This is a genomic window from Parasedimentitalea nitratireducens (assembly GCF_057444295.1).
Genome location: NZ_JBYAXC010000005.1, coordinates 86506 through 112033 on the forward strand (window position 1 = coordinate 86506; position 25528 = coordinate 112033).

A 25528-nucleotide genomic window follows, 5' to 3' on the forward strand; every position below is an offset into this window, starting at 1 on the left:
TTGCACAGCACCGCCGGTCCCGACCATATGGCAGCAGCTTATCCTATTGAAGCTTTTAAAAATCAGCTTCCGAAGCTGGCTGCCTTTAATGAAATGCGTCGCAAAGTGCGCAAGGCGCGCGGAACCGCGGCTCATGCCGAACTCAAAGATCAGTTTGATGCTCTGCACGGCATGATCCGACAAGACCGCTTTCACTGGTTTGGCCAAACCTTACTGCGATACAGCCGAACAACCGACGGATTTCGCGAGCGATTGACCTTATTCTGGGCGGATCACTTTACGGCAGAGGGCAAAGGCGGGCTGCTTCGCTACACTGGGGCGTCTTACGTTGAAAGCGCTATCCGACCTCATCTGACAGGTCAATTTTCCGACCTGCTGATTTCTGCGGTGACCCATCCGACGATGCTGCATTATTTGGATCAAACTCGCTCAATTGGTCCCGGCAGCATCCGGGCAAAGCAGCTGCAGAACCGCAAGGGACCGGTTGGGTTGAATGAAAACCTGGCGCGTGAAGTGATGGAGTTGCACACGCTTGGTGTGGATGGTCCATATTCGCAGCAGGATGTCAGACAACTGGCCGAGCTGTTTACCGGGATGATCTTTAACGGAAAACAGGGATTTCAGTTTCGTCCCAAGCTGGCGGAGCCGGGGTCAGAAACCATATTGGGAATTGAATACGGTGGCGACCCGGCGCAATTGGAACCCATTCATGCGTTATTGCGGGACCTGGCCGTGCACCCTGCGACGGCAGATCATATTGCCCGCAAACTGGTGGTTCATTTTGTTGGCGATACCCCAGATCAGGGATTGGTCGATCATGTTGCCGCTCGGTTTCTCCAAACGAACGGGGATTTAATGCAGGTCTATGCTGCTCTACTGGAACATCCTGCGGCTTGGGTGCCTGAGTTGCGCAATGTCAAACCACCATTTGATTTTGTCGCGAGCGCCTGTCGGGCGCTGGCCTTTCGCAGACCTCATTTCTTAGGAATGAAGCCTCGCATGATAAACAGAACACTAATCAGGCCACTGACTATGATGGGGCAAAATTGGGAGCATCCAGGTGGGCCTGATGGGTGGCCAGAAGATGATGCAGCCTGGATTACGCCACAAGGTTTGGCCGCGCGAATCCGTTGGGCCATGTTAGCTCCACAGCGGTTGGTCAAGCCGCTCCCCAAGCCAGATCGGTTTGCCGAGACCAGCCTGCGTGACTATGCGGATGGCCGGGTTCGGTTTGCGGCCAGATCTGCCGAAACACGAGCCGAGGCCATTGGCCTTGTGTTGTCTTCCCCTGCGTTTCAGCGTCGCTAACAGGAGAATATGGACATGAACCTGACACGCCGTAAATTCCTGATCCGTTCGGCCTTCACCGGATGTTCGGCAGCGGCGAGCCCCTTGTTGACACCTGTCAGTTTTGCGTCCGCCCCCTGGGAGACCCGGCTGGTGGTTATTGTTCTGCGTGGTGGTGTTGATGCCCTGGATATGCTGCAGCCTTATGGAGACCCGAACTATGCCGGTCTTCGCACCAAGCTTGCAGGTGGTCCGGAAAATGGTGGGGTGGATCTGGATGGGTTCCACGCGTTGCATCCAGGGTTGCAGCCATTGATGCCACTATGGCGCAAAGGCGAGCTGGGGTTCGTCCAGGCCGTTTCTACGCCCTACCGTAACCAACGCAGCCATTTTGAGGGACAGGACCTTCTTGAGGCGGGGAGCTCTGGTATTGGGCAAGTCCGCGATGGCTGGCTAAATCGCGTGTTGCAGCAGATGCAAGGAGTTGAAAACCGCACCGCTTTTGCCATTGGTCACGGAGAAATGAAACTGCTGCAAGGTGGCGCGCCCATGTCGGACTGGGCACCTGACGCTGCCTTGGTCATGAGCCCTCAAGCTGAATTGCTTGTCGAGCAGCTCATGCATGACGATCCGTTGTTCCAAGCTGCGTTGTCCGAGGCGCTGGAGCTGTCAAAAGATGAAGTCATGGGGGCCGGACTGGCGGGAGATGAATCGGGTATGATGGAGATGACCATGCCGTTACCTAGCCAGGGTAAGTCGCATCTCAAAATCGCCGAGTTTGCCGCCAAACAGTTGCGTGCCGAGACACGGGTTGCGGCCTTTTCGATCAATGGTTGGGATACCCATTCCCGGCAGGCATTCGGGCTGAAGTCGGCGATGGGGCGATTGTCGGACACGATTATTAGCCTGCGCAACGGCGTGGGGGGCGCAATTTGGGAAAAGACGGCTGTTTTGGCGATGACTGAATTTGGCCGTACCGTGCGTGAAAATGGGACAGCTGGTACAGATCATGGCACTGGCGGTGCCATGTTGCTTGCTGGTGGTGCCATTCGTGGAGGGCGCGTCTATGGCCGCTGGCCGGGATTAAGCGAGGTGGACCTGCTTGATCGGCGCGATCTGATGCCAACAGCAGATGTGCGCGCGCAGGCCGCCTGGGTTATTCGGGGTTTGATCGGTGTTGACCAACAGATTCTGGAACAGGTTGTGTTCCCTGGACTTGAGATGGGGGCAGATCCCGGTCTTGTTTTGTAGGAGGGCAATTTACTGAGCGATCGCGGGATGTTCGCGGGCGCAGTGTTTTGCAGTAGAGCTCGCCCGTGCAGGGTGATTCGCAGCTGCATAAGATCTAGACCGAACCCATCGCTCCACATCATCATGTGAAAGCGGGGAAACCACACCAAATTCAAAGGGTGTGGTTTCAAGAGAGGTTTTTCTAGAGATCTTTCGCCAGGTGATCCAGCGGGATAAGACACTCTGATCGGTTACGGCGAATTTCGCCCGCCGCATGGCGGGCTTGACCATACAGAACAATGGCCAAGGTTACACCAACGACCAAGACGACTTCAAACATGTTAGATCGCCAGTTTTTGGTTCAATCGGTCCTGTACCAAACCGGCAATTCGTGCCGCTTCGGTTGTGACGGGATGTCCTGCAGACAAGGCATGTGTCAGCCTAGCCGCGGCATCGGCCAGCGAGGTGTCGCCAACACTGCGGGCCACTCCACCCAGAAATTGGGCAACATAATCAAGAATTTTATCTTCTTGGGAATCGTTCAGCACATCGGCGACATGGGCCATGTCATCCTGAAAGGCCAGCAGGTCTGGATGAATGACTTCATCCTTTAAATTGCGTGGTCCAACCGGTTGGCGATCAGCTGGAAGACGTGACAATATTGCTTCTTGGAACGATGCAAGTGACGTCACTGGTTTTGCCAAAAATCCATCAGCGCCTGCTGCCATCGTGGCGTCTTCGCCTGTGTCATCGCCCGAGGTTCCCAGGACAACGCTAACACGCGGGTTGGCCGACACGGCTTCATTGATCAGATCGGCGCCTGACCCATCAGGCAATCCCAGATCCACGATCAGAACTGATGGGCGATAGACCTGTAGATGCCGTCGCGCTGACTTCAGGCTGTCCGCCCGGCGAATACGCGCGCCACTTCGCAGGCACAGCAGGCGCATGGCTTCACATGCATATCGGCTGTCCTCAATCACCAGAATGGTCAACCCCAGCAGGGGGCGTCGCGACGTAGGCTGGCGGTGGGCAGCGGCAAACAGTTCCGAATCGTCCATAAGTCTTGCTCCTATCGGCAGATGCCATGACGCTAGGGAATCTAGGCTAATTCTGAGTTAACGCGCCGCACGCTTCTGAAAATTGGACGTGTTAACTGAAATGGGCGCTTTGGCGCACTTGCCCCGGCACCAGCGAGCCCGCATAACCTCAGCGTAGTTATAAACGGGAGAAATGATAATGATTGGCAGGTTGAATCACGTGGCTATTGCAGTGCCGGATCTTGAGGCGGCTTCGGCGCAATATCGTGACACCCTGGGGGCCGTTGTCGGCGCACCACAGGATGAACCTGACCACGGCGTGACAGTTGTGTTCATCGAACTTCCAAACACCAAAATCGAGCTTTTGTACCCTCTGGGCGAGGCCTCGCCGATCAATGGCTTCCTTGAGAAAAATCCGGCTGGTGGTATCCACCACATCTGCTACGAGGTCGATGATATCCTGACCGCACGGGACCATTTGCTGGCGCAGGGCGCACGGGTACTTGGCACGGGTGAGCCAAAGATTGGCGCTCATGGCAAGCCAGTACTGTTTCTGCATCCCAAGGATTTCAACGGCTGCCTGGTCGAACTTGAACAGGTCTAAGACTATTTCATCCCGCACGATGAACGCGGGATGACTCAATACGGAGACGCGCGACATGGCAATTACATCGGCACTGGTCCTATATGCAGTGATCTGGTTTCTGACCTTTTTGGTGATTATTCCCATTCGGTTGGAAACCCAGGGTGACAAGGGCAAAGTGGTGCCGGGCACACATTCCAGTGCACCCGAAAACCACTACCTTAAGCAAAAAGCCATTATCACCACCGTTGTCGCTGCAGTATTGTGGGCGGTTATTGCGGGGATCATCCTGTCAGGTGTTATCAGCATCAGCGATTTTGATTGGATGGGCGTCTATAACGAGCCCAACCTGTAATCAGGTCTGGATGATCAAGCTCAGCACAAGGTAGCTGGCCATGCCAAACATGGCCAGCAGGCTCAAACTCATGAATGCACCGCGCATATTATCCCGTCCTGATATATAGCTGTAGGTGTAGCCCAACCGCGCCAAGGCAAATCCAACAATCCAAACCTGAGCCGCCAGGATTACTGGCGTGGTTATCGCCAGAACCCCGGCTAAGAACGCAAAATAGACAGTGTTTTCAGTCGTATTTCGGTGCGCATTGTGGCGACGTTCCAGTTCCTGCAACCCCAGCTCAGGGGCATCCTGAGGCGATGTTTTGCTGTTTTCCCATTCCTCGGGTGTCGCATACATCCGGAATTTTAGCCGCGTCAGTTCGGTTGTTGTCATCAGCCAGGCATGATTGAGGACAAGCAAAGCCCCTGCAATAACCAGTGCTGAAACAATGTCGTACGCGGGCAGGGCAATCACTGCAGGGGCAATACCGAACCCCCACAGGTTTATCGCAAGCCCCGCAATAAGAACCGCAATGGGATAGCCGATCACGATCTTTGCAATGCGGGCTCTTCTGGTATCGGTATTAGCCATGGGTGCTTCTCAAATCAATTACTCTGCAAACAAATCAATGCCGCACCCTAGCAACCCATCAGCTAAGCGTCATCCCCGCCGTTGGAGGGCATGGAAAACATGCGTGAAGGTTGCCGCACCCAGGATCGGAATGACCAAGTTGATCAACGGGATAGTCAGTGGCATCGCCATCAAAATACCGGCCATCCAAATGGTTCCCGCATATTTGCGACGCATTTTTTGTGCCTCAGGCATACCCAAACGGCGTGCTGCAACCAATGTGAAGTACTCACGGCCTAGCAAAAATCCGTTCATGCCCCAGAAGATGAACAAGGCAGCTGGTGGAAAAATCACATAAAGGATCAGTGCCAGCACGTTGGCCGTGACCAGCACGCCCAGAAAGTTCACGGTATCCTTGGCCGCCTCCACAAACGGGGTCTTTTTCACCTTGGGCAAATGCGGGAAATGTTTGTCTTCAACGGCCTGCGCCACATCGTCCAGAAACATCGATGTAATCGCCGAGGCCACCGGGACCATGAGGAAAATCGATAAGATCAACATAAAGATCAGCGAGCCGATGGACAGCAGGTCATCCAGCCAGCGAACTTCACCCAGTACCGGCACCACAGCATCGGGGCCAACCATCCATTGGATCAACACCAGAAAGCTGGCATAGGCCGCAACCAGCAACGCTAGCGTCAGGCCAACGCCAAGCAGCAGAACCTTGCGAAATCGAGGGTCGCCAATTTGCGAGACCGCCTTAAAAAATGAGTCAAAAATCATTCCGATACCCAGGTCGTTTTTGCTGCCAGATCCGGGCGTGGCCGTTCAGGAGGGGTTGCTCGTTCGGTGGCGATATGGATCAGCCCGGCTATGCGCTCATTCTTGGCCAGGTCAAAAGCTTCTTGGCAAAAGCCGCGGTCATGGCTCGCCCAGCCTGACAACCAGTTGGCGCCCCATCCAGCAGCAAGGGCCGCGTTGAGCAGGCTCAGACAAACGGCTCCAGCAGAATAGCTTTGCTCGATCGCCGGTACTTTTTCACTTGGGGTTTGGATTTCAACAACAACCACCGCCAGTTGGCCCAGTTCGAACTGGCTCTGGGCCTTGGCAATATCTGCGGTCGACTTGCCCAGTCGTTCACCGGCCTGAGCCGTTACATCTGCCAACCGCGCCATGGCACCGCGTTCGACAACGATAAACCGCCAGGGTTCCAGCTTGCCATGATCCGGGGTCCGTGCGGCGGCGGTCAGCAACGGCTCCAACTCTTCACGGCTTGGTGCGGGGGCAACCAGAGTTTTGGCGGGGCGCGACCTGCGGGTCAGCAAAAAGTCCAGCGCGGCAGAATTCTTAGGGGGCATATGTAAAGCCTTATTACATCAAGTGGTTCCCATTTCGGCAGCCACGGGCAGAAATTCAAGTGAGAAACGTCAAAGCGCGGCCAAAATTGAGGATCTGCTTCATTTGGCAGAAAATATCCCCGCCCAAGACATAAAGTCCATGTTTTAGATGGCCAAGACGGGCAACAGTCCCATCATGGGAAAGCCGAGACAGAAAGACCTGCCCAACCTTAGGCATCTGGCGCAGCCGGGCGCGGAAATTGCTGTACGCGCCACCCCCAAGGCCAGGCGCAACGCGGTTGAGCTTCGAGACGGAGTGATACGGATCTCTGTCACCGCAGTGCCCGAGAACGGCAAGGGCAACGACGGTGTGCAAAACTTGCTGGCTCACGCCATGAATGTTGCTCCGTCGCATTTGGTACTAAAGCGGGGGCAAAGCGCGCGTGATAAGCTATTTGTCTATTCCGGCGTTTCCCGCAGCTGATACACGCCCTCGGGCAGGTCCAGCGCCACCGACAGATCCCGTAGCTGCTCTTGTGACATGGTAATCACCTGAGTGCGGTCTGTGCGTGGGTCATACTGCTCGATGGTGACACATTCGGCAAAGGAATTGATGATGATATCTTCCTGCAAAGGGGCTTCGCCTTCGTCCAGCAGGGTGATCACAGTGGCGTCAAATTCATGCTCTATGGTAAACATAACCCCAGCTTGCCCTGTGAAAATGGCGCTGGCAAGCCTTCGCGACATTGCGGTGTTTTTGCTCGAAAATGAACATAGGCAAACCAAGCGCGATTGAAGCCGGCGCAAAACACCCTCTATTATGAACCAGAGTAACCAAAGGGTTTTGCATGCGCCGCTTAGTGTTGTTGCTGGTTTTAGTTGTTGCAGGCTGTGAGATCTCGGCACCGCCGTTTCCGGGGCAGGGGGCTCGGGGAGCGGCCAAGCAACAAGGGCTGGGTCAGACAGGACATCTGGATAGTGCGGGTTTTGCAGCGGTGGTGCGGTCGGTTGAACCCGTGGCCGAACGTGAGTGTCAAAGCCGAACAACGGGGCTGAACTGCGACTTTTTGATCCGGGTTGATCCCAACTATAGGGCACCGGCCAATGCCTATCAGAGCCTCACCCGTTCAGGGCGTCCGGTGATCACTTTTACCCAGGCTATGTTGGCGGAATTGTCCAATCGGGATGAGCTGGCTTTTGTGATGTCTCACGAAGCAGCTCACCACATTCGCGGTCATTTGGCACGTCTGCAGCAGAATGCAATATCGGGGGCAATCATCTTTGGTGGCTTGATCACTGCTGCGGGGGGGAGTGTCGGCGACATAGCTGATGCACAAGACCTAGGCGCAATTGTTGGTGCCCGCAGTTACTCCAAGGATTTTGAGCTGGAAGCAGATGAGTTGGGCACAATCATCACCCATAAGGCAGGCTATCGCCCCAGCGTCGGCGTTAAATTCTTTGCACGACTACCGGATCCGGGCGATACCTTCCTTGGCTCTCATCCCTCGAACTATGATCGGGTACAGGCGGTGCAGGCGACCATTCGAAAATACAGGCTGAATTAATTTATGACACAACTTTCTAATTCTGAGCCCGCGCTGGTGCAGCTTGGCGTGGTCCTGACCGATCGCGGCTCAAAATATGCGGTAACGGGGGCTAAAGTGACCACGCGCGCCGAGATCGACGCTGTATTGGCGCAACTGAAATCCGACAAATCCTATGCCAAAGCCACCCACAACACCTGGGCGGCTTTGCTGCCCACTGGCGGGCTCAAGGCGGATGATGGCGAAAGCGGCGCTGGCATGGTGATCTTGCGGATGCTGGAACGTGCCGACCTGCAGAGCCATGTCATCATCGTTACTCGCTGGTATGGCGGCAAGAAACTGGGCGGTGATAGGTTTCGCCGGGTGCAGGATGCAGTGCGCGAATACATGACAGATCAAGGCTACGACTAACCGTACAAATGCGCGATTGACCTGAATCAAGGTCAATTTCCCTCGTGCTGCTATCCAATCTGGGACGCAACCGGACCAGGAGAGAGCTATGCACGATACAGAAACCTTGAAAAAGCACGCGGCGCTTTTTGACGAGATGGGCCGATCTGTGGGGCTGGATCTACAGCAGCAAGCACTTGAGGGCAGGTTGCTGCTGGACGAGATTTCTGAGGCCGTTCTACGCTGTGCCAAATGCTCGCAGCCGGATCACTGCGCTAGTGTCTTGGCCGACCCTGAGACGCAACTGGCCACGCCTCCAAACTATTGCCGCAACCGTGATCTGTTTGATTACCTGCACGAGCAGGTTTGACCGGTTTGGGTGGACTAATACATGCAAGTTTTGGGCAACCCCTTATTGCACCTGCGCCTTCTGGGCCGAATGGGCAAAACCGTTGGCGCCGATTTGGCTCAGGCCTTTGAGGACAACAAGATAGATAACGAGGCCTGGGCCAAGATGATCACCAAATGCCGTGGCTGCGATATTCCTCAGCAGTGTCAGGCTTGGTTGGAGGTCAATGCGCAGGCCGAAACCCCTCCGCAGAGCTGCCGCAACGCTGTGGCCCTGATGCGACTTAGGGGTGAGCTGGGCAAGCGCGAGTAGAAACGTGGCACCGGTTCACAGCTGTACAATGATCTAGAGGTGTACGTTCGGCTCTTTGTCATAGCTGTAATCAAGTGTGCCGCTTCTGTACTGAATTTGGCCGACTGATATTTCCTAAACCAATGGCTCCCGCCCTCGCGCCGTGCCTTGGCTTTGCCAAACCCCGTTGCGATGTTGGGCATGGCGCCGCAAAGCGGCGCTGGGCCCAACGGCTGTAGGCATCTGTGATGCCGCACAGCGGGCGGGAGGGGTGTGTTCATAACCTGCTGTGAGTGCCGTCGCAGAGTGGGGCCTTGCTGGAGTGTTTGCAGCCGCAAAAGAACAGCTTTCCGGTTTTCTCAGCTGTGAATTTCTGAGGGCTGAATTCAGTGTCTTTGTGGGAGCCATCGCAAAAGGGCTGCTTGGAGGACTTGCCACAGGCGCACCAGAAATAGGTTTTCCCTTCAGTCACTTCGACGGCAAAGGGCGCCTTTTGCGCGATGGTTGGCGGGGATGACATGGCTGGGGATCTCCCTTGTTGTTGGTGTTCCACATTGACGTGATATGACTGCGCCCATCGTCAAGTCAGTGGGCTTGTAACTGCCGTGCCTCCACGCCAGTCTGCTGCCATGAAATATTTTTTGAACCGATTGAAATACCGCATTGTCTGGAGCTGGGCTGGCTGTCGTGACGCCTGGATCAACGAACACAGTTTTCGCAGCTGGGTCTGGGTCAATCTGGTCTCGGGCGGTTTTGCCCTGTGGCTGCCGCTGGAAACGGGCGAGCGTGCGCTGATCCTGGCGCTGGGTGTGCTGGTACTGGCGGCCGAACTGTTCAACACTGCGATTGAGCGGATTGTGGACAATATTTCTAGGGAGCAGCACCCGCTGGCCGGGCAGGCCAAGGATGCGGGCAGTGCCGGGGTGGCCGTGGCAGCGGTTGCGGTGGGCGTAGCCTGTGTGGTGGTGTTGGTGGGGTTGGTTTGAGGATCCTGCCGGTTGAAGGTTTCCACTCTTGAAGGAGAGGGATTAATTTGAAAACCTAAAAGTTTACCGTAGTTGCAACAGAGACTTTATTCGATTGAGAAACCAAACTGCATAAGTTTTCTTTTGTTGTTTACACCAATGGCTTGCAGAAATTCGAATTGCTTTTCTGGTGGGACAGCGTTGTGAGGCGCAGGCAAAAGTTCGATGATGTCAACATCATCACTAGTCAGATCCTCACTTGCTGCACCCTTTGTAATTTCGTCAAATCGCTTCTCGTCAACTAATAAAACCAATATTCCAATGCAATAAAGTTCACAGTAGTACCTGAAGTTCTTGATATCCAACTTATCTCTCAGCTTTTCCGGATGGAGAAAAGCGAAGTAACTTCGGTTGGCGAACCTGCGGTGTGAAATTGCCTCAAAAATAAACTGTTGCCAATTTCCACTAGATATCTTGGCTTCGATAGACGTAAGCTCAATAGCTGTACCGTCGAATGTATCCAAAACTCTAATGCCTAGTACGTCAGGGTTACCCCACTTTCCATTCCCCTTTAAACTGGAAATGTCTTTTGCTTGATACTCTTGAGTAATTAACCAGCTCTCAATAACTGGATAAATTCGTTTTTCGCGCTCAACTTTCGGAGCTCTACCAGAAGTGTCGGCGGTATTCGAAATCGCTTCTGGTTCATCGACGATTTCAACGGCAGTACGCTCTTTAAGCCAGTAGTAACCTTTTCGTTTTCCGGCAGAAAAAAGGTGGGATTCAGGCTCTTTAGCTAGATTGGAGAGGTATTGTGAAAAGGTGTTGTCAGCAACACTTCGGAATGCTTCTGGAAACAAACTTCTTGCTTCGGTGCGAATTTCAGGGCCGCTTAATGTTTTGCTTTCAGAGGATTTTTTCTTAGCAATCAGTATGTGTTCAACCGCAGACTTAACGCGTTCAAAAGTGCTCAGTTGAACGAGGGAGTCATCTGTAATATTTTCAAACTGTTGGCTCTCAGAGCTATTCATTTTGTGACCCTTTTAAAGCGTTTCCGAGAGTTATAATTACCGTTTGAATCCGCTTCAACAGTAATCTGTCTCGTAAAATTCACCCACTAGCCCCTCCTAATAAATTGTCACTCACTCATGGATACCGGCCTTGATACAACATTTGACCTTGGCATTCATTGTTCAAACCCAGCAATACCCTTCTAAACCCCTGCCACAATCACCACATGCCCCATCGAACAGAGCTGCCTTAACTCCTTCAACGGAGCATAAGCGTCTGAGCTGAACAGGGCGCGGGCACTGCCCATGTCAGGAAATTGAAACAATACGCTGCGGGTGGGGTTCCAGTTGCCTTCCAGAACCTCGTAGGTGCCAACATGGGCCAGATAGGTGCTGTCCCACTCCTCCACCAAGCTGCCAATGACAGAAATACAATTCCACATTTCCGGTGGAACACCGGGCAGCACCCGCCCGCCCCCCAGGCGGGTGCGTTTGCACCCACCTCGGTCGGGCGCTGCCCTAGGCTTAAAATTTAAAGGCTGAGCATTGGTTGGCGGTTTTAGCGTTGGGATTTGAAGTGGTTAGGCGAGCGTGGCTGAGCTTGCTAAATGTGAGTAAAGCGTTGTTGGGCCAATGTCTTGGGCTCCGCCCGTAAACTCGGGAAATGGCCTTCCAGACCATTTCTTTATCCGAGTTTACCCCATAAATCATATTCTCCAGCCTCATCGACCTCGACAGTGACCAGATCACCGACGTTCAACCCGTCGGTGCCTTCGTCAATGAACAGGTTGCCATCAATCTCGGGCGCGTCGGCCTTGGTGCGGCAGGTGGCGATGCCGTCGGCGTCGATGTCATCCACAATGACCTGCATGGTCTGGCCAACCTTGGCCTGCAGCTTGGCCTCGGAAATCGCCTGCGCCTTCTCCATGAAGCGTTCCCTGCGCTCTTGCTTGATCTCTTCCGCCACGTGGTCGGGCAGGGCGTTTGACCGCGCGCCGTCGACGTTTTCGTATTTGAAACAGCCGACACGATCCAGCTGCGCCTCGTCCATCCAGTCCAGCAGGTGCTGGAACTCGGCCTCGGTTTCACCCGGGTAGCCAACGATGAAAGTCGAGCGCAGGGTGATGTCGGGGCAGATCTCGCGCCAGGCGGCGATCTCGGTCAGGGTTTTGGCACCGGCCGCCGGGCGGGCCATGCGTTTCAGCACATCAGGGTGCGAGTGCTGGAACGGGATGTCCAGATAGGGCAGCACCGCGTTGTCCGGGTCGGCCATCAGCGGGATCAGCTCGCGCACATAGGGGTAGGGGTAGACATAGTGCAGGCGGATCCACAGATCCTGCGCCGCGCCCAGTTTGCCCAACTCGCGGGTGAGGTCGGTGATGTGGCTGCGCACCTCGCCGTCTTTCCACGGATTCACATCATAGCGACGATCCAACCCATAGGCCGAGGTATCCTGCGAGATCACCAGCAGTTCCTTGACGCCAGCGCCGACCAGCTTCTCGGCTTCGCGCAGGACTGCATGGGCTGGGCGTGACGCCAGCTTGCCGCGCATGTCGGGGATGATGCAGAATTTGCACTTGTGGTTGCAGCCCTCGGAAATCTTTAAGTAGCTGAAATGCCTGGGGGTTAGCTGTACGCCAGTGGCTGGCAGCAGGTCCACAAACGGGTGCGGATCAGGCGGCACGGCCGAGTGTACAGCGTCCAGAACCTGTTCGTATTGATGAGGGCCAGTCACCGCCAGGATGCGAGGGTGGTGTTCGCGGATGTAATCCGGCTCGGCCCCCAGACAGCCGGTGACAATCACCTTGCCGTTTTCCTTGAGCGCCTCGCCAATGGCATCCAGGCTTTCGGCCTTGGCACTGTCGAGAAACCCGCAGGTGTTGACGATTACCGCATCGGCGCCGGTGTAGTCGGGCGAGATGCCGTACCCTTCGGCCCGCAGTCGGGTCAGGATCCGCTCGCTGTCGACCAAGGCCTTGGGACAGCCCAAGGACACCATGCCCAGCGTCGGTTGGCCGTCACGCGGTGCCTCACCGATTTGCAGTTTCGGGGCAAGATCGGGGCGGAGCTCTGGCGGATTGCTGGATGGGTTCTGGGTCATGAGCGCGCATATATCAGGAATGCCGCAATAGGCAAGAAATACGGGGGTGATATGTGTGCACCATGCGTGCACCACCTGTGCACCGGGGTGTTGAATTGTGTTTTGGTCTGAGGGTAGGCACTGCGCCAAATTTTGGTTGACCACGCGCGATGCGCACCTTTAACGTGTGGCCCAGGTCCATTTGGGATGACGAGGCAGATTGATGTGGCCTCGATTGCTAAAGCAGCGAAACAGTTCTGCTTCTCATCCACCCTGCACAGCAAAACTGAAATCTTGTCGGTCACGGTTCTCTTATGAAACCAGTCGATCTCAGTGCCTATTCATCAACCATTACCTTTGCACAAAGGACATCAATGACAGATCAATTGAACATAGCCGCTACCGAAAAAACCGTTGCCACTCTGATCCTTGGGATGATCGAGGCGATTAGAACAGGAGCAATTGAACTACGGGATGCAGAGATGCTCATTTTTTCACCAGCTTCGATGCAGACTTTGGAGATGCTAGAGGTAAGCGAAGACCTCATAGATCTTGTTCATCTGGGGACCGAGCTTGAGGATCTCGATGAATATGGACCTAGCGTTTTTGAAGAGTGCTTGGATGAAATAGCGTTAGGGACAACGTCGTTTTTGAAGTCAAACAAGGAATTGAAGTTAGATCATTCGATGTGGCTCATGAGAAAGCTCTTGAGCGATGCTGAGTACAAAGGAAACCAAGGACCGACCAATTGAATATAGCCGCTACCGAAAAAACCGTTGCCACATTTGTCCTTGGTATGGTCGAGGCGATCAGAACGGGAGCAACCGAAATCGATGATGCAGAGTGTCTCATTTTCTCACCGGCCACCATGCGTATTCTAAGAGAGCTTGAGGTAAACGAAGAACTTATCGATCTTGTGCATTTGGGGACTGAGCTTGATGATGTAAGAGAATTTGTGCCAAACGCTTTTGAAAAGAGTTTGGATGAAATTTCTACAAGGGCAATTTTGTTTTTGAAAACAAAAGACGAACTGAAGCTACGTCACTCGTCGTGGCTCATGAGAAAGCTGTCGAACAATGGCGACCGCCTTGGAAGTGGGCGAGGCTCAACCTCTTGATCTGGAAACTGGTTTCCTATTGACCATACCTGCTCCTCATTGCACCCATTTCTCAGCAGGTTAAGCTAGCCTCAAACTGACAAGGAATTGGGTCATGCGATTGTTGTTTCGGATATTTGTTGCCTTGGTGATCACCGCAGTGGTGGTCATTGGCGGTTTGCTGATGCTGCCCGGCGACAAGCTGGCCGAGCTGGCAGCGGATCAGCTCGAGGCGCAGACCGGGCGCAAGCTCGAGGTTCGTGGTGAAGTGGCGTTGAGCCTTTGGCCGGTGCTGGGCGTTAGGGCCGAGGGCGTGAGCCTGTCCAATGCGGATTGGGCCAGAGATCAGCCGATGCTGACGGCCAAGACCCTGTCGATTGGTGTCTCGGCTCCAGATTTGTTGCGCGGTGATGTTCGGATCAAGTCGCTGACCGCCGTGGCCCCGCATCTGAACCTGAGCACCAATGCGGCGGGTCAGGGCAATTGGTTGCTGACCCCGCAAAGCAGCGCTGCCTCTGCAACCGGTAACACGGCCACGACGGACAGTTCACCCACGTCGATGAGCATTGAAAAACTGATGCTGAGCCAAGCCAGTGTCACCTACACAGGTCATGGCGACGCATCGGTGACGCTGCAGGATATGGATCTTGTGCTGAAGTGGCCCGATCCCGAAGGTATCGTTGATCTGTCGCTGACGCTGCGCCCTGCGGGGGAGGTGGTCAAAGTTGAGGGTGAGATTGGCAGCTTTGCAGCCTTCCTTGGCGGTCAGGTGTCCTCGGTTGGGGCAACGCTGATGGCACCGGGGGGGATTGCCCGGTTTGATGGTCGCGCTGGGGTCTCGGGGCAGGCCGAAGGGAGGTTTACCGCCAAGCTAGACGATACAGAACAAGTGCTGCGCGCCGCTGGGCTGGGCCAGGTCGATCTGCCACGTGGTGCTGGGCAGGTCGTGGTTCTGGGAACGGATTTGACCGTAACGCCAGACGGGCGGATTGCGATGCGCGATCTGAGCCTGGATCTGGATGGCAACACCCTGCAAGGCGCGGTAGACCTGCAATTGGGGGCGGTACCCTATTTCACAGCCAAGCTGGAGGCGGGGGATCTGGATCTGTCTGACCTTGCAAGCTCTGGCGGCGGGGATGCTACGGGTGACAGTGGCGACACTGGCTGGTCGCGCGATCCCATTGATGCCTCACCCCTCGCTCTGGCAAATGGCACGCTGGATCTGAATATTGCCAGTCTGAACACCGGCAGCGTTAAACTGGGCACCAGTAAGCTGAGCCTGTCGCTGGACAATTCACGAGCCGTTTTCAAAATGCATCCTGCCTCGGTTTTCGGCGGCACAGTGCAGGGGCAGTTGGTGGCCAACAATCGCAATGGGCTGTCAGTTGGCGGCAACCTGACCTACTCTGGTATCCGGCTGGAACAAGCGCTGGGGCAGTTGGGCGGTTATGACCGTTTGAATGGCGAGGCGCTGGGGGAGTTGCAGTTTCTCGGCGTTGGGAACTCACAGGATGCCATCATGCGCTCGCTCAGCGGCAAGGGCTGGCTGGAAATTGGCAAGGGGTTCTTTACTGGCTTTGACCTCGAAGGGCTGATGCGCTCGGGCAGTGGCAATGGCGGCAGCACGGTGTTTGACGGGCTAACGGCCAGCTACACTTTGAGTGACGGAAACCTGAACAATGACGATCTGCTGACCTCGCTGAAAGGGGTGCGGGCAGATGGCAAAGGGCGCATTGGTTTTGGGGCTCAGGATCTGGATTATCTGTTCACACCCACATTGCTCAACGCAAACAGCGGCAAGGGATTGTCGGTCCCGGTCAAGATCACCGGGCCTTGGGCTGATCCCAAAATTCGCCCAGACCTTGAAGCCGCGCTAGAGAATGAGGCCGCAAGCCAGTTGGAAGAAGAACTGCGTCAAAAATTGAGCGAAGAGCTGAACACCGAAATAACCCCGGACCAAGACGTCGAAGAGGTGATCAAGGACGAGCTGGAGAAACGCGCCAAGGATGCCTTGCTGAACCTGCTCCAGGGCAACTAGGCGTTGTCTAATGCTCGGCGGCGGGTCAAGGATCGCTCAGGCCAGCCTGGGCGACCGGGCAAAGCCCGGCTTGTCCTTGACGCGACATAGGGCTCTCCAAAATTGCAATGGCGCGTGTTAGGGCAGAATGCCCCTTACACCGCCTCCCCAGCAAATTTTGAAAACCTTCGTTCAAGCGCAGCGGCTTTTGTTCTGAGATGTCACCTGCACAAAACAAGCGCGCCCGCCAAAGGCGGGCGCGCGAATCGCCTGCCGCAAGGCAGGGGAAACTATTGTTCAAATATCAGAAGGTCTGATCATATTCGCCAACCGCTGGCTCGGTGCGGATAACGGCGTCGATGTCGGCAAAGATCGCGCGTAACTCTTCCTCGCTTTCGGAGCTTTCACAGACCACCACCAGATTGGGCGTGTTTGACGAGGCCCGTACCAGTCCCCAAGAGCCATTATCAAGGATAACGCGGGCGCCGTTTACGGTGACAACTTCCTTGATGGCGCGGCCAGCTAGGGTTTCACCGGCCTTAACTTTGGCAACCAGTTTGTCGACCAAGCGGGCCAAAATGTCATATTTTTCGGTGTCTGCCGCATAAGGGGACATGGTCGGGGTGGACCAGGTCTTGGGCAGGGCTTTGCGCAGGTCAGACATTTTCATGTCCGGGTTGCGGTCCATCAGTTTGCAGATCTCAACAGCCACCCGCATGCCGCAGTCATAGCCGCGCCCAATTGGCTCAGCCAGGAAGTAGTGGCCGGATTTCTCGAACCCTGCCAGCGCGCCCAGTTCTTTGACGCGCCGCTTCATGTGGCTGTGCCCGGTTTTCCAGTAATCCGCGGTGACGCCGTTTTTCTGCAACTCAGGGTCAGAGGCAAACAGCCCGGTGGATTTCACATCCGCTACAAAGGTGGCGTTGGGATACAGCTTGGACAGATCGCGGGCCAGGATGACGCCAACCTTGTCGGCAAAGATCTCTTCGCCTTCGTCATCCACCACACCGCAGCGGTCACCGTCGCCGTCAAACCCGAGTGCCATATCGGCACCCGAGGCTTTGACGCTGTCCGACATGTCGTGCAGCATTTCCATTGCTTCGGGGTTGGGGTTGTAATGCGGGAAGGTATAGTCGAGCCGGTTGTGGCTATCGACCACTTCGACGCCGATGCGTTCAAACAGCTCGGGCGCGAATGCTGCGGCAGTGCCATTGCCGGTGGCGCAGACAACCTTGAGCGGGCGGGACATTTTGAAGTCACCAACCAGATCGTCAAGATAAGCCTCTTTGACGCCGTCAACAAATTCGTATGAGCCGCCAGGACGCGCCACGCCTTCACCATTCAGCACGATGTCGCGCAGCTCACCCATCTCATCCGGGCCGTGGGTCAGAGGCTTGTCAAAGCCCATTTTAACCCCGGTCCAGCCATTGGGGTTGTGGCTGGCGGTAACCATGGCGACTGCAGGCACATTCAGGTGAAACTGCGAGAAATAAGCCATGGGGGAGACTGCAGGGCCAATGTCTTTGACCTGAATACCAGCCTGCATCAGGCCCAGGATCAGCGCGTTTTTGATGCTGAGCGAATAGTCGCGGTAATCATTGGCGACGGCAATGACCGGATCGATACCACGGGCGTGCATCTGTGTGCCCAGTCCCAGACCCAGCGCGGTGATGCCGGGCAGGTTGATTTCATCCGGGTATTTCCAGCGCGCATCATACTCGCGAAACCCGGTTGGGGTTATCATTGGGTCGCGCAGAAAGTTCCAGGTGTTTGGTGTCACCGGGGCGGTTGGTTTGGTCATGAAAAGCTCTTTTCTCTGAACTTAGATGGAAATGGGGTTGGCCTTAGCAAGTGCGTCAAAGGCCATCAGGGTTTCGATCAGTTTTGGCATCTGGTCGAGATAAATCATGTTGGGGCCATCACATGGCGCATTGTCTGGATCTTGGTGGGTTTCAGTGAAAACCCCGGCAATCCCGGTGGAGACAGCCGCGCGCGCCAAAACCGGGGCAAACTCGCGCTGACCACCCGAGGCACTGCCAAGCCCGCCAGGTTGGGCGACGGCATGGGTTGCGTCCATGATCACCGGATAGCCGGTACGCGCCATTTCAGGCAGGCCCTGCATATCAACAACCAGCCGGTTGTAACCAAACGACGTGCCGCGCTCGGTCAGCATGATGCGTTCGTTGCCGCTGCTTTCGATTTTGGTGACCACATTGGGCATTTCCCATGGCGCCAGGAACTGACCTTTTTTCACATTGATCACAGCACCAGTGCGGCCAGCTGCGAGCAAAAGGGAGGTTTGGCGGCACAAAAAGGCAGGGATCTGCATGATGTCACAGACCTGAGCCACCGGCTCACATTGGTCCGCTTCATGGATATCAGTCAGCACTGGAACACCGATGGTGTCCTTGACCGATTGCAATACGGCCAGCCCTTTATCGAGACCCAGCGCAGGCTTGGCATTGATCGAGGTCCGGTTGGCCTTGTCAAATGAGCCCTTGAACACATATTGCGCCCCGGCTTTGTCACAGGCCTCTTTCAAAAGGCCTGCGATCATCTGAGCGTGATCGGCGCTTTCCAGTTGGCATGGACCGGCAATGAGAGTCAGAGGACGGTCATTACCGATGGTGAGATCGGCGACTTGGATATTTTTCATGATCTTAAGATGAAACCTGTTCACGGAGGATGGACGCTGTAAGCGAAATCATCAGATAGATACCGGAAAAGATCAAGAAAGCCAAAATCGTATTTTCGAACTTACGCGGATATGACGGTTCTTCGCTCGGCACGGGCTGCACCGAGGTGGTCAGATAACGTACCTGCCGGTTAGCCTCTAAACGGGTTTGTTCCACTTGCTGCAAAGCCGATTGCAGCATCAGATCCCTGGTTGCCAGATCCGCCTGAGCCATCTGGATGCGCACGCTGTGACTGGCCAGCGAATTTTCGCCTGCCGAGGCATTGATCATCCGTTGGTTCAGTCGTTCAATGACCGCTTGAAGGCGCGCGATATCAGCACGCGTGCCATCAACCTTGGCCTTGTTGGGCCGTGCGTTGTCCAGCAGCGCAGCCAGTTCCAGCTCATTTTCCTGAACCTTCAGTTCAAAGGTGCTGATCTGCGACCGCAGCGACATGATCACACCCTCGGGATCCAGCACCGACCCTTGTTGCTGCAGCCGAACCAGGGCCTCTTGTGCGTCGCGACGTTTTTGAAACGCAATTTCCATCGCCTGTTCGGCGTCCTTCATTTGATTGCCGCGTTTGTTGACGGACAAACCGTTTGCCATTTCCTCGGCATAGGCAATCAGGCTGCGCGAAAACTGGGCCGAGACCTCGGGATCAGCGGCGGTCACTTCCATTCTGATCGACCCTTCGGTCTGATCATAGCCAACTCTGACATTGCGCTTGTAGACTTTATAGGCCTCTTCGTTGGTGGGTTCAGGGTCCAACCGTTGGATCGGGTCGATCGATTCTTGGGTGAAGTGGGATTTATACCCAATATCTGCATCCAAGCGGAGCATCGCTTCTTTTGATTCCAAATAGCTTTGTACCGCTATGGAATCTTGACTGGTGGCAAACTGGGTGCCACTCAGTAGTCCCCCCATGCCGGAACCACCTGCGTTGTCTGCCTGCAAGATCAAAAATTCTGAGTTGGCGGCGTACATCGGGGTTGCCACTTTGTGGAAATAATACCCGGCAAGGATCGTCGGGAGCATGACGAAAAAGGACAGGCGTGCGGCCAGCAATACCAGTTTGCGGCGGCGGCGTTTGCTGATGTCGCGCTGAATCGTCTGGATGTCACGATCTCGCCGCTCTGCCGGGCTGAGTTCGGTTGAGGGCAGGTTGGTCTTGGCTGCTGGAACGGTTTGCGGCAGCTGGACTGCGCCAGGTGCTTCGGGGCTGCCATCGGGTTGTGCGCTGTTCGGCGGCACAACAAGTTCCAGCATGTTGGATCGTTTGAACGGATCAATGCCCTTTTGGCGCAGCAGTCGCACCGCGTCGAAATCCGAAGTGGCTGGTAGATTGTGTTTCTGTGCAACCCGTCGTGCCATACGCAACTGGCGCCCGGTCAGGCCTTCGTGGCGAATGGTGTCAATGTCGGTTTCCAGCTTGGTTTCCCGCGCCGAACTGACCTGACCGCTTTTCGCGGGCTTATCACCTGCGCCGGGCTGTATCTGCGTCGAGGCCGTTGCGGCACTATCTTGGGGGCCGGGCACGGATTTGGCACGTGCCGGTTGTTCGCTGGCAGCCGTCGTGGGCCGCGCAGCTGGTTTGCTGATCGGTTGTGTCGCGCCTGTCGCAGCCGGTGTTCCGGGATTGCGACGGATGCGGAATTTCTTAGCCTTGGGTTTCGTAGTCATAGAGCTGTTTCGCTTCTTCCAAGGTTTCAAACATATGCAATTGCCCATCCAGCAGCACTGCGGCCGAGCGGGCAAATTTTTCCAACGTCTTTGCCTGATGTGAGACAATGATGATGGTGGTGGTTTGCAGGCGCTCTTCGAGGATGGCACCTGCCTTCTTGTTGAATTCGACGTCGGTGGTTCCGGGCATGCCTTCGTCGATCAGGTACATGTCAAAATCAAGCGCCAGCATCAACGAAAAGCTGAACCGCGCGCGCATGCCTGACGAATAGGTGCCCAACGGCTGATCAAAATATTCACCCAGACCACAAAGCCAGCGGCAGTAGGCTTCAACATAGTCTGGATCCAGACCATAGAGCTTGGCGATGTAGCGGCTGTTCTCAAACGCCGACAATCGGCTGACAACCCCGCCCATGAACCCCAATGGGAAGGACACTTTGCTGGTCCGAGTGATTTCGCCCTCGTCGGGTTGTTCGAGACCCGCCATCATATTGATCAGTGTTGTCTTGCCGGTGCCATTTGGGGCCAGCACGCCCAACGACTTGCCAAGCTCCACCCGAAAGGAGACCTTATCCAGGATCACCTTGTGCTGGGTGCCAGTCCAGAAGGACTTGCTGACATTTACAAACTCAATCATCAGTGTTCCGGTACTGCCCGTCCGGCCCCCGGGATGAGGCTCTTTTCACGGTTGTTGCTTTCGGCATCGCGCCATTACGGTCTTCTATATCAAAGGTGTGTTAACGGCTTACGTGTGGATTTTGACCATATTATGTCGAATTGTAGGATAGTTTATCAATACTTTATTAACGTCTTTATCTGAGCCGAAGGTGCAAAATACTGGCTCTCCAAGGAACTAGGCTGGTGGTAAACCACTTTGGGACAAAATACCATTGTTTCCAGTTTGGCGACAATTGAGTGGTGAAGGGGCAGGTTGGTGGAGGATTTGAGGTCTCTAAAAAATGAGATTAGTGCCTGTCGGTTATGCACGCAGAAATTTGCGGCGACGGCCACTGCGCATGAACCGCGACCTGTGGTCTGGTTCCGGTCAACGGCGCGGCTGTTGATCGCGGGGCAGGCCCCCGGAGCTCGCGTTCACGAAAGCGGGCGGCCTTTTACCGATGCATCCGGGGATAGATTGCGCGACTGGCTGGGGCTGGATGTAGACAGTTTCTATGACAAAGACAGCGTTGCGGTGGTGCCGATGGGGTTCTGTTTTCCGGGATACAATGACAAGGGCAGTGATCTGCCGCCCCCTGCGCTGTGTCGCAACACCTGGCATCAACGGGTGATGGCCCAGTTGCCTGAGGTCAAGCTGAAGGTGCTGGTGGGTGCCCATGCGCAACACTATCATCTGGGGCAGAAGACCCCGGTCAACGAGTTGGTGGCCCATTGGCGCGATCATGCGCCACATGTCTTTCCCTTGCCTCATCCGTCCTGGCGCAATACCGGGTGGTTAAAGAAAAACCCCTGGTTCGAATCCGAGCTGGTGCCGGAACTGCAGGCCAGGGTGAAAGAGGTGTTGAAATGACCAAAGCCACAGCGCTGGACCAAGCCCATGCCGCGATGACAGCCGCGCCCGAGGACGACGCCGCGCGGATGCGGTTTTATGAGCGGCTGGCGGATTCTGAACTGTTTCTAATGCTGAGCAAAGAGGCCAAGGGGGACAATATCTCGCCTGAGATGTTCGATCTGGCGGATGGCTCTTTTGTTCTGTTGTTTGACCGCGAAGAGCGTTTGGCGCAGTTTGCCGACCGGGTGGTGCCCTATGTGGCACTGTCTGGCCGCATGGTGGCGCAGATGCTGGCGGGGCAGGGCATTGGGCTGGGCGTGAACCTTGAAGTGGCGCCCTCATCCATCCTGATCCCTGCCGAGGCGGTGGATTGGCTGCACCAGACACTGGAACATGCCCCAGACCAGGTTGAGGCAGCAATTACCGAGATCCTGCCACCAACCGGTCTGCCCGAAGTGTTATTGACGGCGCTGGATGCCAAACTGGCCAGTGCGGCGGGTCTGGCCACGTCAGCCTATCTGGTGGGCGTTCGTTACGAGGGCGGCGGGCAGGGTCATCTGCTGGGATTTGTCGATGCCAAAGAACCCGCGCAATCGGCGCTGGCCAAGGCTGCAAGCGAGGCGCTGACCTTTTCAGGGATCGAAGCAGGGGCGATGGATGTGGGGTTCTTTGCTGCGACTGACGACATGGCTGCCAAGCTGGCCAAGGTCGGTTTGCGATTTGACCTGCCGCAGCCCGAAGAGCCAAAGGTGTATCAGCCCAAGATACCGGGGAGTGATCCCGAGAACCCTCCAAAGCTGAAATAGGGGATGCCCGGCGCTGCCGCCGGGCAAAAGACTTTATTCCGCAGCTGTTTCCAGCTTGTCCTGGGTGCGGAACTCAAAGTCAGATGCATCATGGCGTTCGCGCAGCTGTGTGTGCAACTCGCCAAAGGCGCGGTTGACCATGCGGCCCTTGCTAACGGCGGGACGCGAGTCGATGGCCTTGGCCCAGCGCATGACGTGGGTGTAGCTTTCCACGTCCAGGAACTCGGCAGCGCCGTACAGACGGCCCAGAACCAATTGGCCATACCAGGCCCAGATCGCCATGTCGGCGATGCTGTAAGTGTCGCCTGCAATAAACAGGTTGTCGGCTAGCTGACGGTCGAGCACATCCAGCTGACGTTTGGCCTCCATCGAGAAACGGTCGATGGGATATTCCCATTTTTCCGGCGCATAGGCGTAGAAGTGACCAAAGCCGCCGCCCAGATAAGGGGCGCTGCCCATCTGCCAGAACAGCCAGCTCATCACCTCGGTGCGCTCGGGGCCGTCTTTGGGCAGGAACTCACCAAACTTCTCGGCCAGATGCACCATGATTGAACCGGATTCGAACACCCGTTGGGGCTCATCGCCGCTGCGATCCATCAGGGCTGGGATCTTGGAGTTTGGGTTGACCTGAACAAAGCCGGAGCCAAACTGGTCGCCTTCGCCAATATTGATCAGCCAGGCATCGTACTCGGCCCCGGTATGGCCAAGTGCCAGCAGCTCTTCGAGCATTACGGTGACCTTGACCCCATTGGGGGTGGCCAGCGAGTAAAGCTGAAGGGGATGCTTGCCAACCGGCAGGTCCTTGTCATGGGTAGCACCTGCAATCGGTCGGTTGATCGAGGCAAATTTGCCGCCGCTCTCCTGGTTCCAGGTCCAGACCTTCGCTGGCGTATATTCGGAATCACTCATTTGCTGGCCTTGTTCTAAAACTGTTGTTCTGTTCAGTATTACTGCATTTGCAGCAAGTTGCATCGCCTGACTTAAGATCCATTTACAATATTCCAATGACTGGAAGGTCGTTTGTAACATCTTTGTGCATTTGATCACGCTGGATCGTGGATGAACACAGGGTCGTGAGAGCTGTTTCGTCGCAGGTTTGATTTGCCTAGTGTCACCCTAAATAGACGCCACCACGAGCATGTATTGGCTGTCTTCCCCTGTGAAAGGATAACTTTATGAAGCGCTTTACCCTGGCCGCCCTGGCCGCAATTTCCCTAAGCCTGCCTGCGTTTGCAGGAGACCAGTATATTGATGGCACTGGTTACGCGGTGTCGGGATATGATGTCGTTGCCTATCGCGGGTTGTCTCAATCTTCCGTTGGCACAATGCAGACGTCGGGCGTTCCCGGTAAGTCTAGCATCACGGTTGAACATAACGGTGCAACATTTGCCTTTGCAACCGAAGCCAACCGCGACAAGTTCCTGCTGAACCCCGGTTATTTTGTGCCTCAGTATGATGGTCACTGCGCTTATGGGGTGTCCAAGGGCGGCAAGGTGCCCGGCAACCCCAACCTATGGCGCATCGTGGACGATAAACTGTATCTGAATATAACTGATGTGGTGGTTGGCTTCTGGGAAGAGGATATTCCCGGTAATATCACCAAGGCCAATGGCAATTGGCCGGAGATCGAAGACAACGGTGCCTCAGGTAACAAGATCCCGAACTTCACCTCAACGGCACCCGCTAAAAACTGACGGTGATTTTGGCCGCCCCAGTGCTCACTCGGACTACTGGCGCGCGCGTTTAGTTCGTGGTCAGATTATCGGCCATGTTACACAAGATTTCGAACATGATCGAAGCACCTAGAAATGCAGTCGCGCCGCCATTGTCAAAGGGTGGCGAAACTTCAACCAGATCTGCTCCCACAATATTCACGCCGTCCAGCAATCGGGCCACCTGGATCGCTTGATATGAATTGGGGCCGCCAACTTCGGGGGTGCCGGTGCCGGGTGCATAAGCTGGATCGACAAAATCGATGTCGTAGGACACATAGGTTTTGCCGCTGCCAACAATTTCTTTTGCCTCAATCATCACATCCTCGACGCTACGCGCATGGAATTCTTCGATGGGGATGATCCGAACGCCAACACTTTTGGCAAAATCACGGTCTTCGCTGTCGTAGGTCGTGCCCCGAATTCCAATTTGTACAACGCGCTTAGGGTCTAGGAGTTCTTCCTCGATGGCGCGTCGAAACGGTGTCCCGTGTGTATACATCGTCCCACCGAAATAGCTGTGGAATAGATCTGTGTGGCTGTCGAAATGGATCATTGCCAGTGGAGCGGTCTTTGCAAGAGCACGTAGTATTGGCAAGGAACACAGGTGGTCGCCGCCAGCGGTCAAAGGCAAAATCCCTGCTTGGACAATTTGATCATAGAATGCAGTGATCCGCGCCATGCTGTCTTCCAGTCCGGCTGGGTTAGGAGCCACATCGCCAAGGTCGGCGCAGTTCGCCAGTTCAAAGGGGCGGATTTGAGTCGCGCCATTCTGGGCGCGTATCATTGTCGACATGTCACGCAACTGTCGGGGGCCATGACGTGGCCCGGGCCGGTTGGTTGTCCCGCCATCCCAAGGGGTGCCGATGAGACCAATCTGCACATCCTTTAGTCTTGCATCATCCAGCGGCACATGGGGTAACCGCATGAACGTTGGTACGCCCGCAAAGCGGGGAAGATCAAACCCAGAAACCGGGTGGAAAAATGGATCGCTCATTTTGCAAAGTCCTTTTGGC

The 25528-nt window shown here is 55.4% G+C and carries 32 protein-coding genes; 16 read left to right on the top strand and 16 right to left on the bottom strand.

Annotation, left to right across the window (positions count from 1 at the left end):
- The first annotated feature begins 27 nt into the window (after positions 1-27).
- Positions 28-1308 carry a DUF1800 domain-containing protein gene (locus AC2T28_RS15830; RefSeq protein WP_486749599.1) on the top strand — a complete coding sequence of 427 codons (1281 nt, stop codon included), beginning with the start codon at positions 28-30 and terminating at the stop codon, positions 1306-1308.
- Positions 1309-1323: 15 nt separating this feature from the next.
- Entirely contained in the window at positions 1324-2538 is a 1215-nt protein-coding gene (locus AC2T28_RS15835; RefSeq protein ID WP_486749600.1) for a DUF1501 domain-containing protein, read from the top strand.
- A 181-nt stretch (positions 2539-2719) separates the two neighbouring features.
- Here the strand turns inward: AC2T28_RS15835 and AC2T28_RS15840 are convergent, their stop codons facing one another.
- Complete coding sequence (locus tag AC2T28_RS15840; RefSeq protein WP_486749601.1) at positions 2720-2857, bottom strand: hypothetical protein; 138 nt, start codon at positions 2855-2857, stop codon at positions 2720-2722.
- 1 nt (position 2858) lies between these two features.
- On the bottom strand, positions 2859-3578 hold the full coding sequence (locus AC2T28_RS15845; RefSeq protein WP_486749602.1) for a response regulator: 720 nt from the start codon (positions 3576-3578) through the stop codon (positions 2859-2861).
- A 178-nt stretch (positions 3579-3756) separates the two neighbouring features.
- On the opposite strand from AC2T28_RS15845, the gene mce reads away from it, so the two are divergent.
- Together mce and AC2T28_RS15855 are read left to right on the top strand one after the other, a co-directional pair.
- A complete protein-coding gene (mce, locus tag AC2T28_RS15850) occupies positions 3757-4161 on the top strand; it encodes a methylmalonyl-CoA epimerase (RefSeq protein WP_486749603.1) in 405 nt (134 codons plus the stop codon).
- A 55-nt stretch (positions 4162-4216) separates the two neighbouring features.
- On the top strand, positions 4217-4495 hold the full coding sequence (locus tag AC2T28_RS15855; RefSeq protein WP_486749604.1) for a DUF1467 family protein: 279 nt from the start codon (positions 4217-4219) through the stop codon (positions 4493-4495).
- Here the strand turns inward: AC2T28_RS15855 and AC2T28_RS15860 are convergent, their stop codons facing one another.
- The 3 genes from AC2T28_RS15860 to AC2T28_RS15870 all read right to left on the bottom strand — a co-directional run bounded on the left by AC2T28_RS15860 (position 4496) and on the right by AC2T28_RS15870 (position 6405).
- Positions 4496-5068: an MAPEG family protein gene (locus tag AC2T28_RS15860; protein ID WP_486749605.1), complete on the bottom strand. Its 573-nt coding sequence runs from the start codon at positions 5066-5068 to the stop codon at positions 4496-4498.
- Positions 5069-5137: 69 nt separating this feature from the next.
- A complete protein-coding gene (locus tag AC2T28_RS15865; RefSeq protein ID WP_486749606.1) occupies positions 5138-5830 on the bottom strand; it encodes an EI24 domain-containing protein in 693 nt (230 codons plus the stop codon).
- Complete coding sequence (locus AC2T28_RS15870; RefSeq protein ID WP_486749607.1) at positions 5827-6405, bottom strand: nitroreductase family protein; 579 nt, start codon at positions 6403-6405, stop codon at positions 5827-5829. Before AC2T28_RS15870 ends, AC2T28_RS15865 begins: the two co-directional genes overlap by 4 nt.
- Before the next feature lie 175 nt (positions 6406-6580).
- Here AC2T28_RS15870 and AC2T28_RS15875 point away from each other — a divergent pair, with 175 nt between their 5' ends.
- Positions 6581-6868, top strand: a complete 288-nt coding sequence (locus AC2T28_RS15875) for a DUF167 domain-containing protein (RefSeq protein WP_486749608.1) — start codon at positions 6581-6583, stop codon at positions 6866-6868.
- Here AC2T28_RS15875 and AC2T28_RS15880 read toward each other — a convergent pair.
- Entirely contained in the window at positions 6844-7083 is a 240-nt protein-coding gene (locus AC2T28_RS15880; protein WP_486749774.1) for a hypothetical protein, read from the bottom strand. The genes AC2T28_RS15875 and AC2T28_RS15880 overlap by 25 nt on opposite strands.
- A gap of 149 nt (positions 7084-7232) precedes the next feature.
- Between AC2T28_RS15880 and AC2T28_RS15885 the strand changes: the two genes are divergently transcribed.
- The 4 genes from AC2T28_RS15885 (at position 7233) to AC2T28_RS15900 (ending at position 8979) form a co-directional block, all read left to right on the top strand.
- Entirely contained in the window at positions 7233-7949 is a 717-nt protein-coding gene (locus tag AC2T28_RS15885) for a M48 family metalloprotease (RefSeq protein ID WP_486749609.1), read from the top strand.
- 3 nt (positions 7950-7952) lie between these two features.
- Complete coding sequence (locus tag AC2T28_RS15890; RefSeq protein ID WP_486749610.1) at positions 7953-8339, top strand: YigZ family protein; 387 nt, start codon at positions 7953-7955, stop codon at positions 8337-8339.
- A gap of 88 nt (positions 8340-8427) precedes the next feature.
- The gene (locus AC2T28_RS15895) at positions 8428-8688 is read left to right on the top strand and encodes a DUF6455 family protein (RefSeq protein WP_486749611.1); all 261 of its coding nucleotides are present in this window, start codon (positions 8428-8430) and stop codon (positions 8686-8688) included.
- A 21-nt stretch (positions 8689-8709) separates the two neighbouring features.
- Positions 8710-8979 carry a DUF6455 family protein gene (locus tag AC2T28_RS15900; RefSeq protein WP_486749612.1) on the top strand — a complete coding sequence of 90 codons (270 nt, stop codon included), beginning with the start codon at positions 8710-8712 and terminating at the stop codon, positions 8977-8979.
- Positions 8980-9235: 256 nt separating this feature from the next.
- Here the strand turns inward: AC2T28_RS15900 and AC2T28_RS15905 are convergent, their stop codons facing one another.
- Positions 9236-9478: a CDGSH iron-sulfur domain-containing protein gene (locus tag AC2T28_RS15905; protein WP_486749613.1), complete on the bottom strand. Its 243-nt coding sequence runs from the start codon at positions 9476-9478 to the stop codon at positions 9236-9238.
- Between the two features lie 109 nt (positions 9479-9587).
- On the opposite strand from AC2T28_RS15905, the gene AC2T28_RS15910 reads away from it, so the two are divergent.
- Positions 9588-9944 (top strand): diacylglycerol kinase, encoded by a 357-nt coding sequence (locus AC2T28_RS15910; protein ID WP_486749614.1) that lies wholly within the window; start codon positions 9588-9590, stop codon positions 9942-9944.
- A gap of 86 nt (positions 9945-10030) precedes the next feature.
- On the opposite strand, the gene AC2T28_RS15915 is transcribed toward AC2T28_RS15910, so the two are convergent.
- From AC2T28_RS15915 to rimO, 3 genes are all read right to left on the bottom strand, one after another.
- The gene (locus tag AC2T28_RS15915) at positions 10031-10954 is read right to left on the bottom strand and encodes a hypothetical protein (protein ID WP_486749615.1); all 924 of its coding nucleotides are present in this window, start codon (positions 10952-10954) and stop codon (positions 10031-10033) included.
- Positions 10955-11136: 182 nt separating this feature from the next.
- Positions 11137-11376: a DUF1330 domain-containing protein gene (locus AC2T28_RS15920; protein WP_486749616.1), complete on the bottom strand. Its 240-nt coding sequence runs from the start codon at positions 11374-11376 to the stop codon at positions 11137-11139.
- Positions 11377-11618: 242 nt separating this feature from the next.
- Entirely contained in the window at positions 11619-13034 is a 1416-nt protein-coding gene (rimO, locus tag AC2T28_RS15925) for a 30S ribosomal protein S12 methylthiotransferase RimO (RefSeq protein WP_486749617.1), read from the bottom strand.
- Between the two features lie 353 nt (positions 13035-13387).
- On the opposite strand from rimO, the gene AC2T28_RS15930 reads away from it, so the two are divergent.
- The 3 genes from AC2T28_RS15930 (at position 13388) to AC2T28_RS15940 (ending at position 16147) form a co-directional block, all read left to right on the top strand.
- Positions 13388-13765, top strand: coding sequence for a DUF3969 family protein (locus AC2T28_RS15930; protein WP_486749618.1), 378 nt, complete (start codon positions 13388-13390; stop codon positions 13763-13765).
- On the top strand, positions 13762-14130 hold the full coding sequence (locus tag AC2T28_RS15935) for a DUF3969 family protein (RefSeq protein WP_486749619.1): 369 nt from the start codon (positions 13762-13764) through the stop codon (positions 14128-14130). The genes AC2T28_RS15930 and AC2T28_RS15935 overlap by 4 nt, the downstream gene beginning before the upstream one ends.
- 94 nt (positions 14131-14224) lie before the next feature.
- Positions 14225-16147 (top strand): AsmA family protein, encoded by a 1923-nt coding sequence (locus AC2T28_RS15940; RefSeq protein ID WP_486749620.1) that lies wholly within the window; start codon positions 14225-14227, stop codon positions 16145-16147.
- 283 nt (positions 16148-16430) lie between these two features.
- Here AC2T28_RS15940 and AC2T28_RS15945 read toward each other — a convergent pair whose 3' ends face one another.
- From AC2T28_RS15945 to AC2T28_RS15960, 4 genes are read right to left on the bottom strand one after another with little or no spacing between them, the layout of a single operon-like run.
- Entirely contained in the window at positions 16431-17927 is a 1497-nt protein-coding gene (locus tag AC2T28_RS15945) for a phosphomannomutase/phosphoglucomutase (RefSeq protein ID WP_486749621.1), read from the bottom strand.
- Between the two features lie 21 nt (positions 17928-17948).
- Positions 17949-18782 carry a 3-deoxy-8-phosphooctulonate synthase gene (kdsA, locus tag AC2T28_RS15950; protein ID WP_486749622.1) on the bottom strand — a complete coding sequence of 278 codons (834 nt, stop codon included), beginning with the start codon at positions 18780-18782 and terminating at the stop codon, positions 17949-17951.
- 4 nt (positions 18783-18786) lie between these two features.
- The gene (locus AC2T28_RS15955; RefSeq protein ID WP_486749623.1) at positions 18787-20484 is read right to left on the bottom strand and encodes a KpsE/RkpR family capsule polysaccharide export protein; all 1698 of its coding nucleotides are present in this window, start codon (positions 20482-20484) and stop codon (positions 18787-18789) included.
- Positions 20462-21121: an ABC transporter ATP-binding protein gene (locus AC2T28_RS15960; RefSeq protein WP_486749624.1), complete on the bottom strand. Its 660-nt coding sequence runs from the start codon at positions 21119-21121 to the stop codon at positions 20462-20464. Before AC2T28_RS15960 ends, AC2T28_RS15955 begins: the two co-directional genes overlap by 23 nt.
- A gap of 306 nt (positions 21122-21427) precedes the next feature.
- Between AC2T28_RS15960 and AC2T28_RS15965 the strand changes: the two genes are divergently transcribed.
- On the top strand, positions 21428-22012 hold the full coding sequence (locus tag AC2T28_RS15965) for a uracil-DNA glycosylase family protein (RefSeq protein ID WP_486749625.1): 585 nt from the start codon (positions 21428-21430) through the stop codon (positions 22010-22012).
- Positions 22009-22800: an SseB family protein gene (locus tag AC2T28_RS15970; RefSeq protein ID WP_486749626.1), complete on the top strand. Its 792-nt coding sequence runs from the start codon at positions 22009-22011 to the stop codon at positions 22798-22800. The genes AC2T28_RS15965 and AC2T28_RS15970 overlap by 4 nt, the downstream gene beginning before the upstream one ends.
- A 33-nt stretch (positions 22801-22833) precedes the next feature.
- Here AC2T28_RS15970 and yghU read toward each other — a convergent pair whose 3' ends face one another.
- On the bottom strand, positions 22834-23709 hold the full coding sequence (gene yghU, locus AC2T28_RS15975; RefSeq protein WP_486749627.1) for a glutathione-dependent disulfide-bond oxidoreductase: 876 nt from the start codon (positions 23707-23709) through the stop codon (positions 22834-22836).
- Positions 23710-23975: 266 nt separating this feature from the next.
- Between yghU and AC2T28_RS15980 the strand changes: the two genes are divergently transcribed.
- Complete coding sequence (locus tag AC2T28_RS15980; RefSeq protein ID WP_486749628.1) at positions 23976-24494, top strand: YHS domain-containing (seleno)protein; 519 nt, start codon at positions 23976-23978, stop codon at positions 24492-24494.
- Positions 24495-24543: 49 nt separating this feature from the next.
- Here AC2T28_RS15980 and speB read toward each other — a convergent pair whose 3' ends face one another.
- Positions 24544-25509, bottom strand: coding sequence for an agmatinase (gene speB / locus AC2T28_RS15985; protein WP_486749629.1), 966 nt, complete (start codon positions 25507-25509; stop codon positions 24544-24546).
- Positions 25510-25528 lie beyond the last annotated feature (19 nt).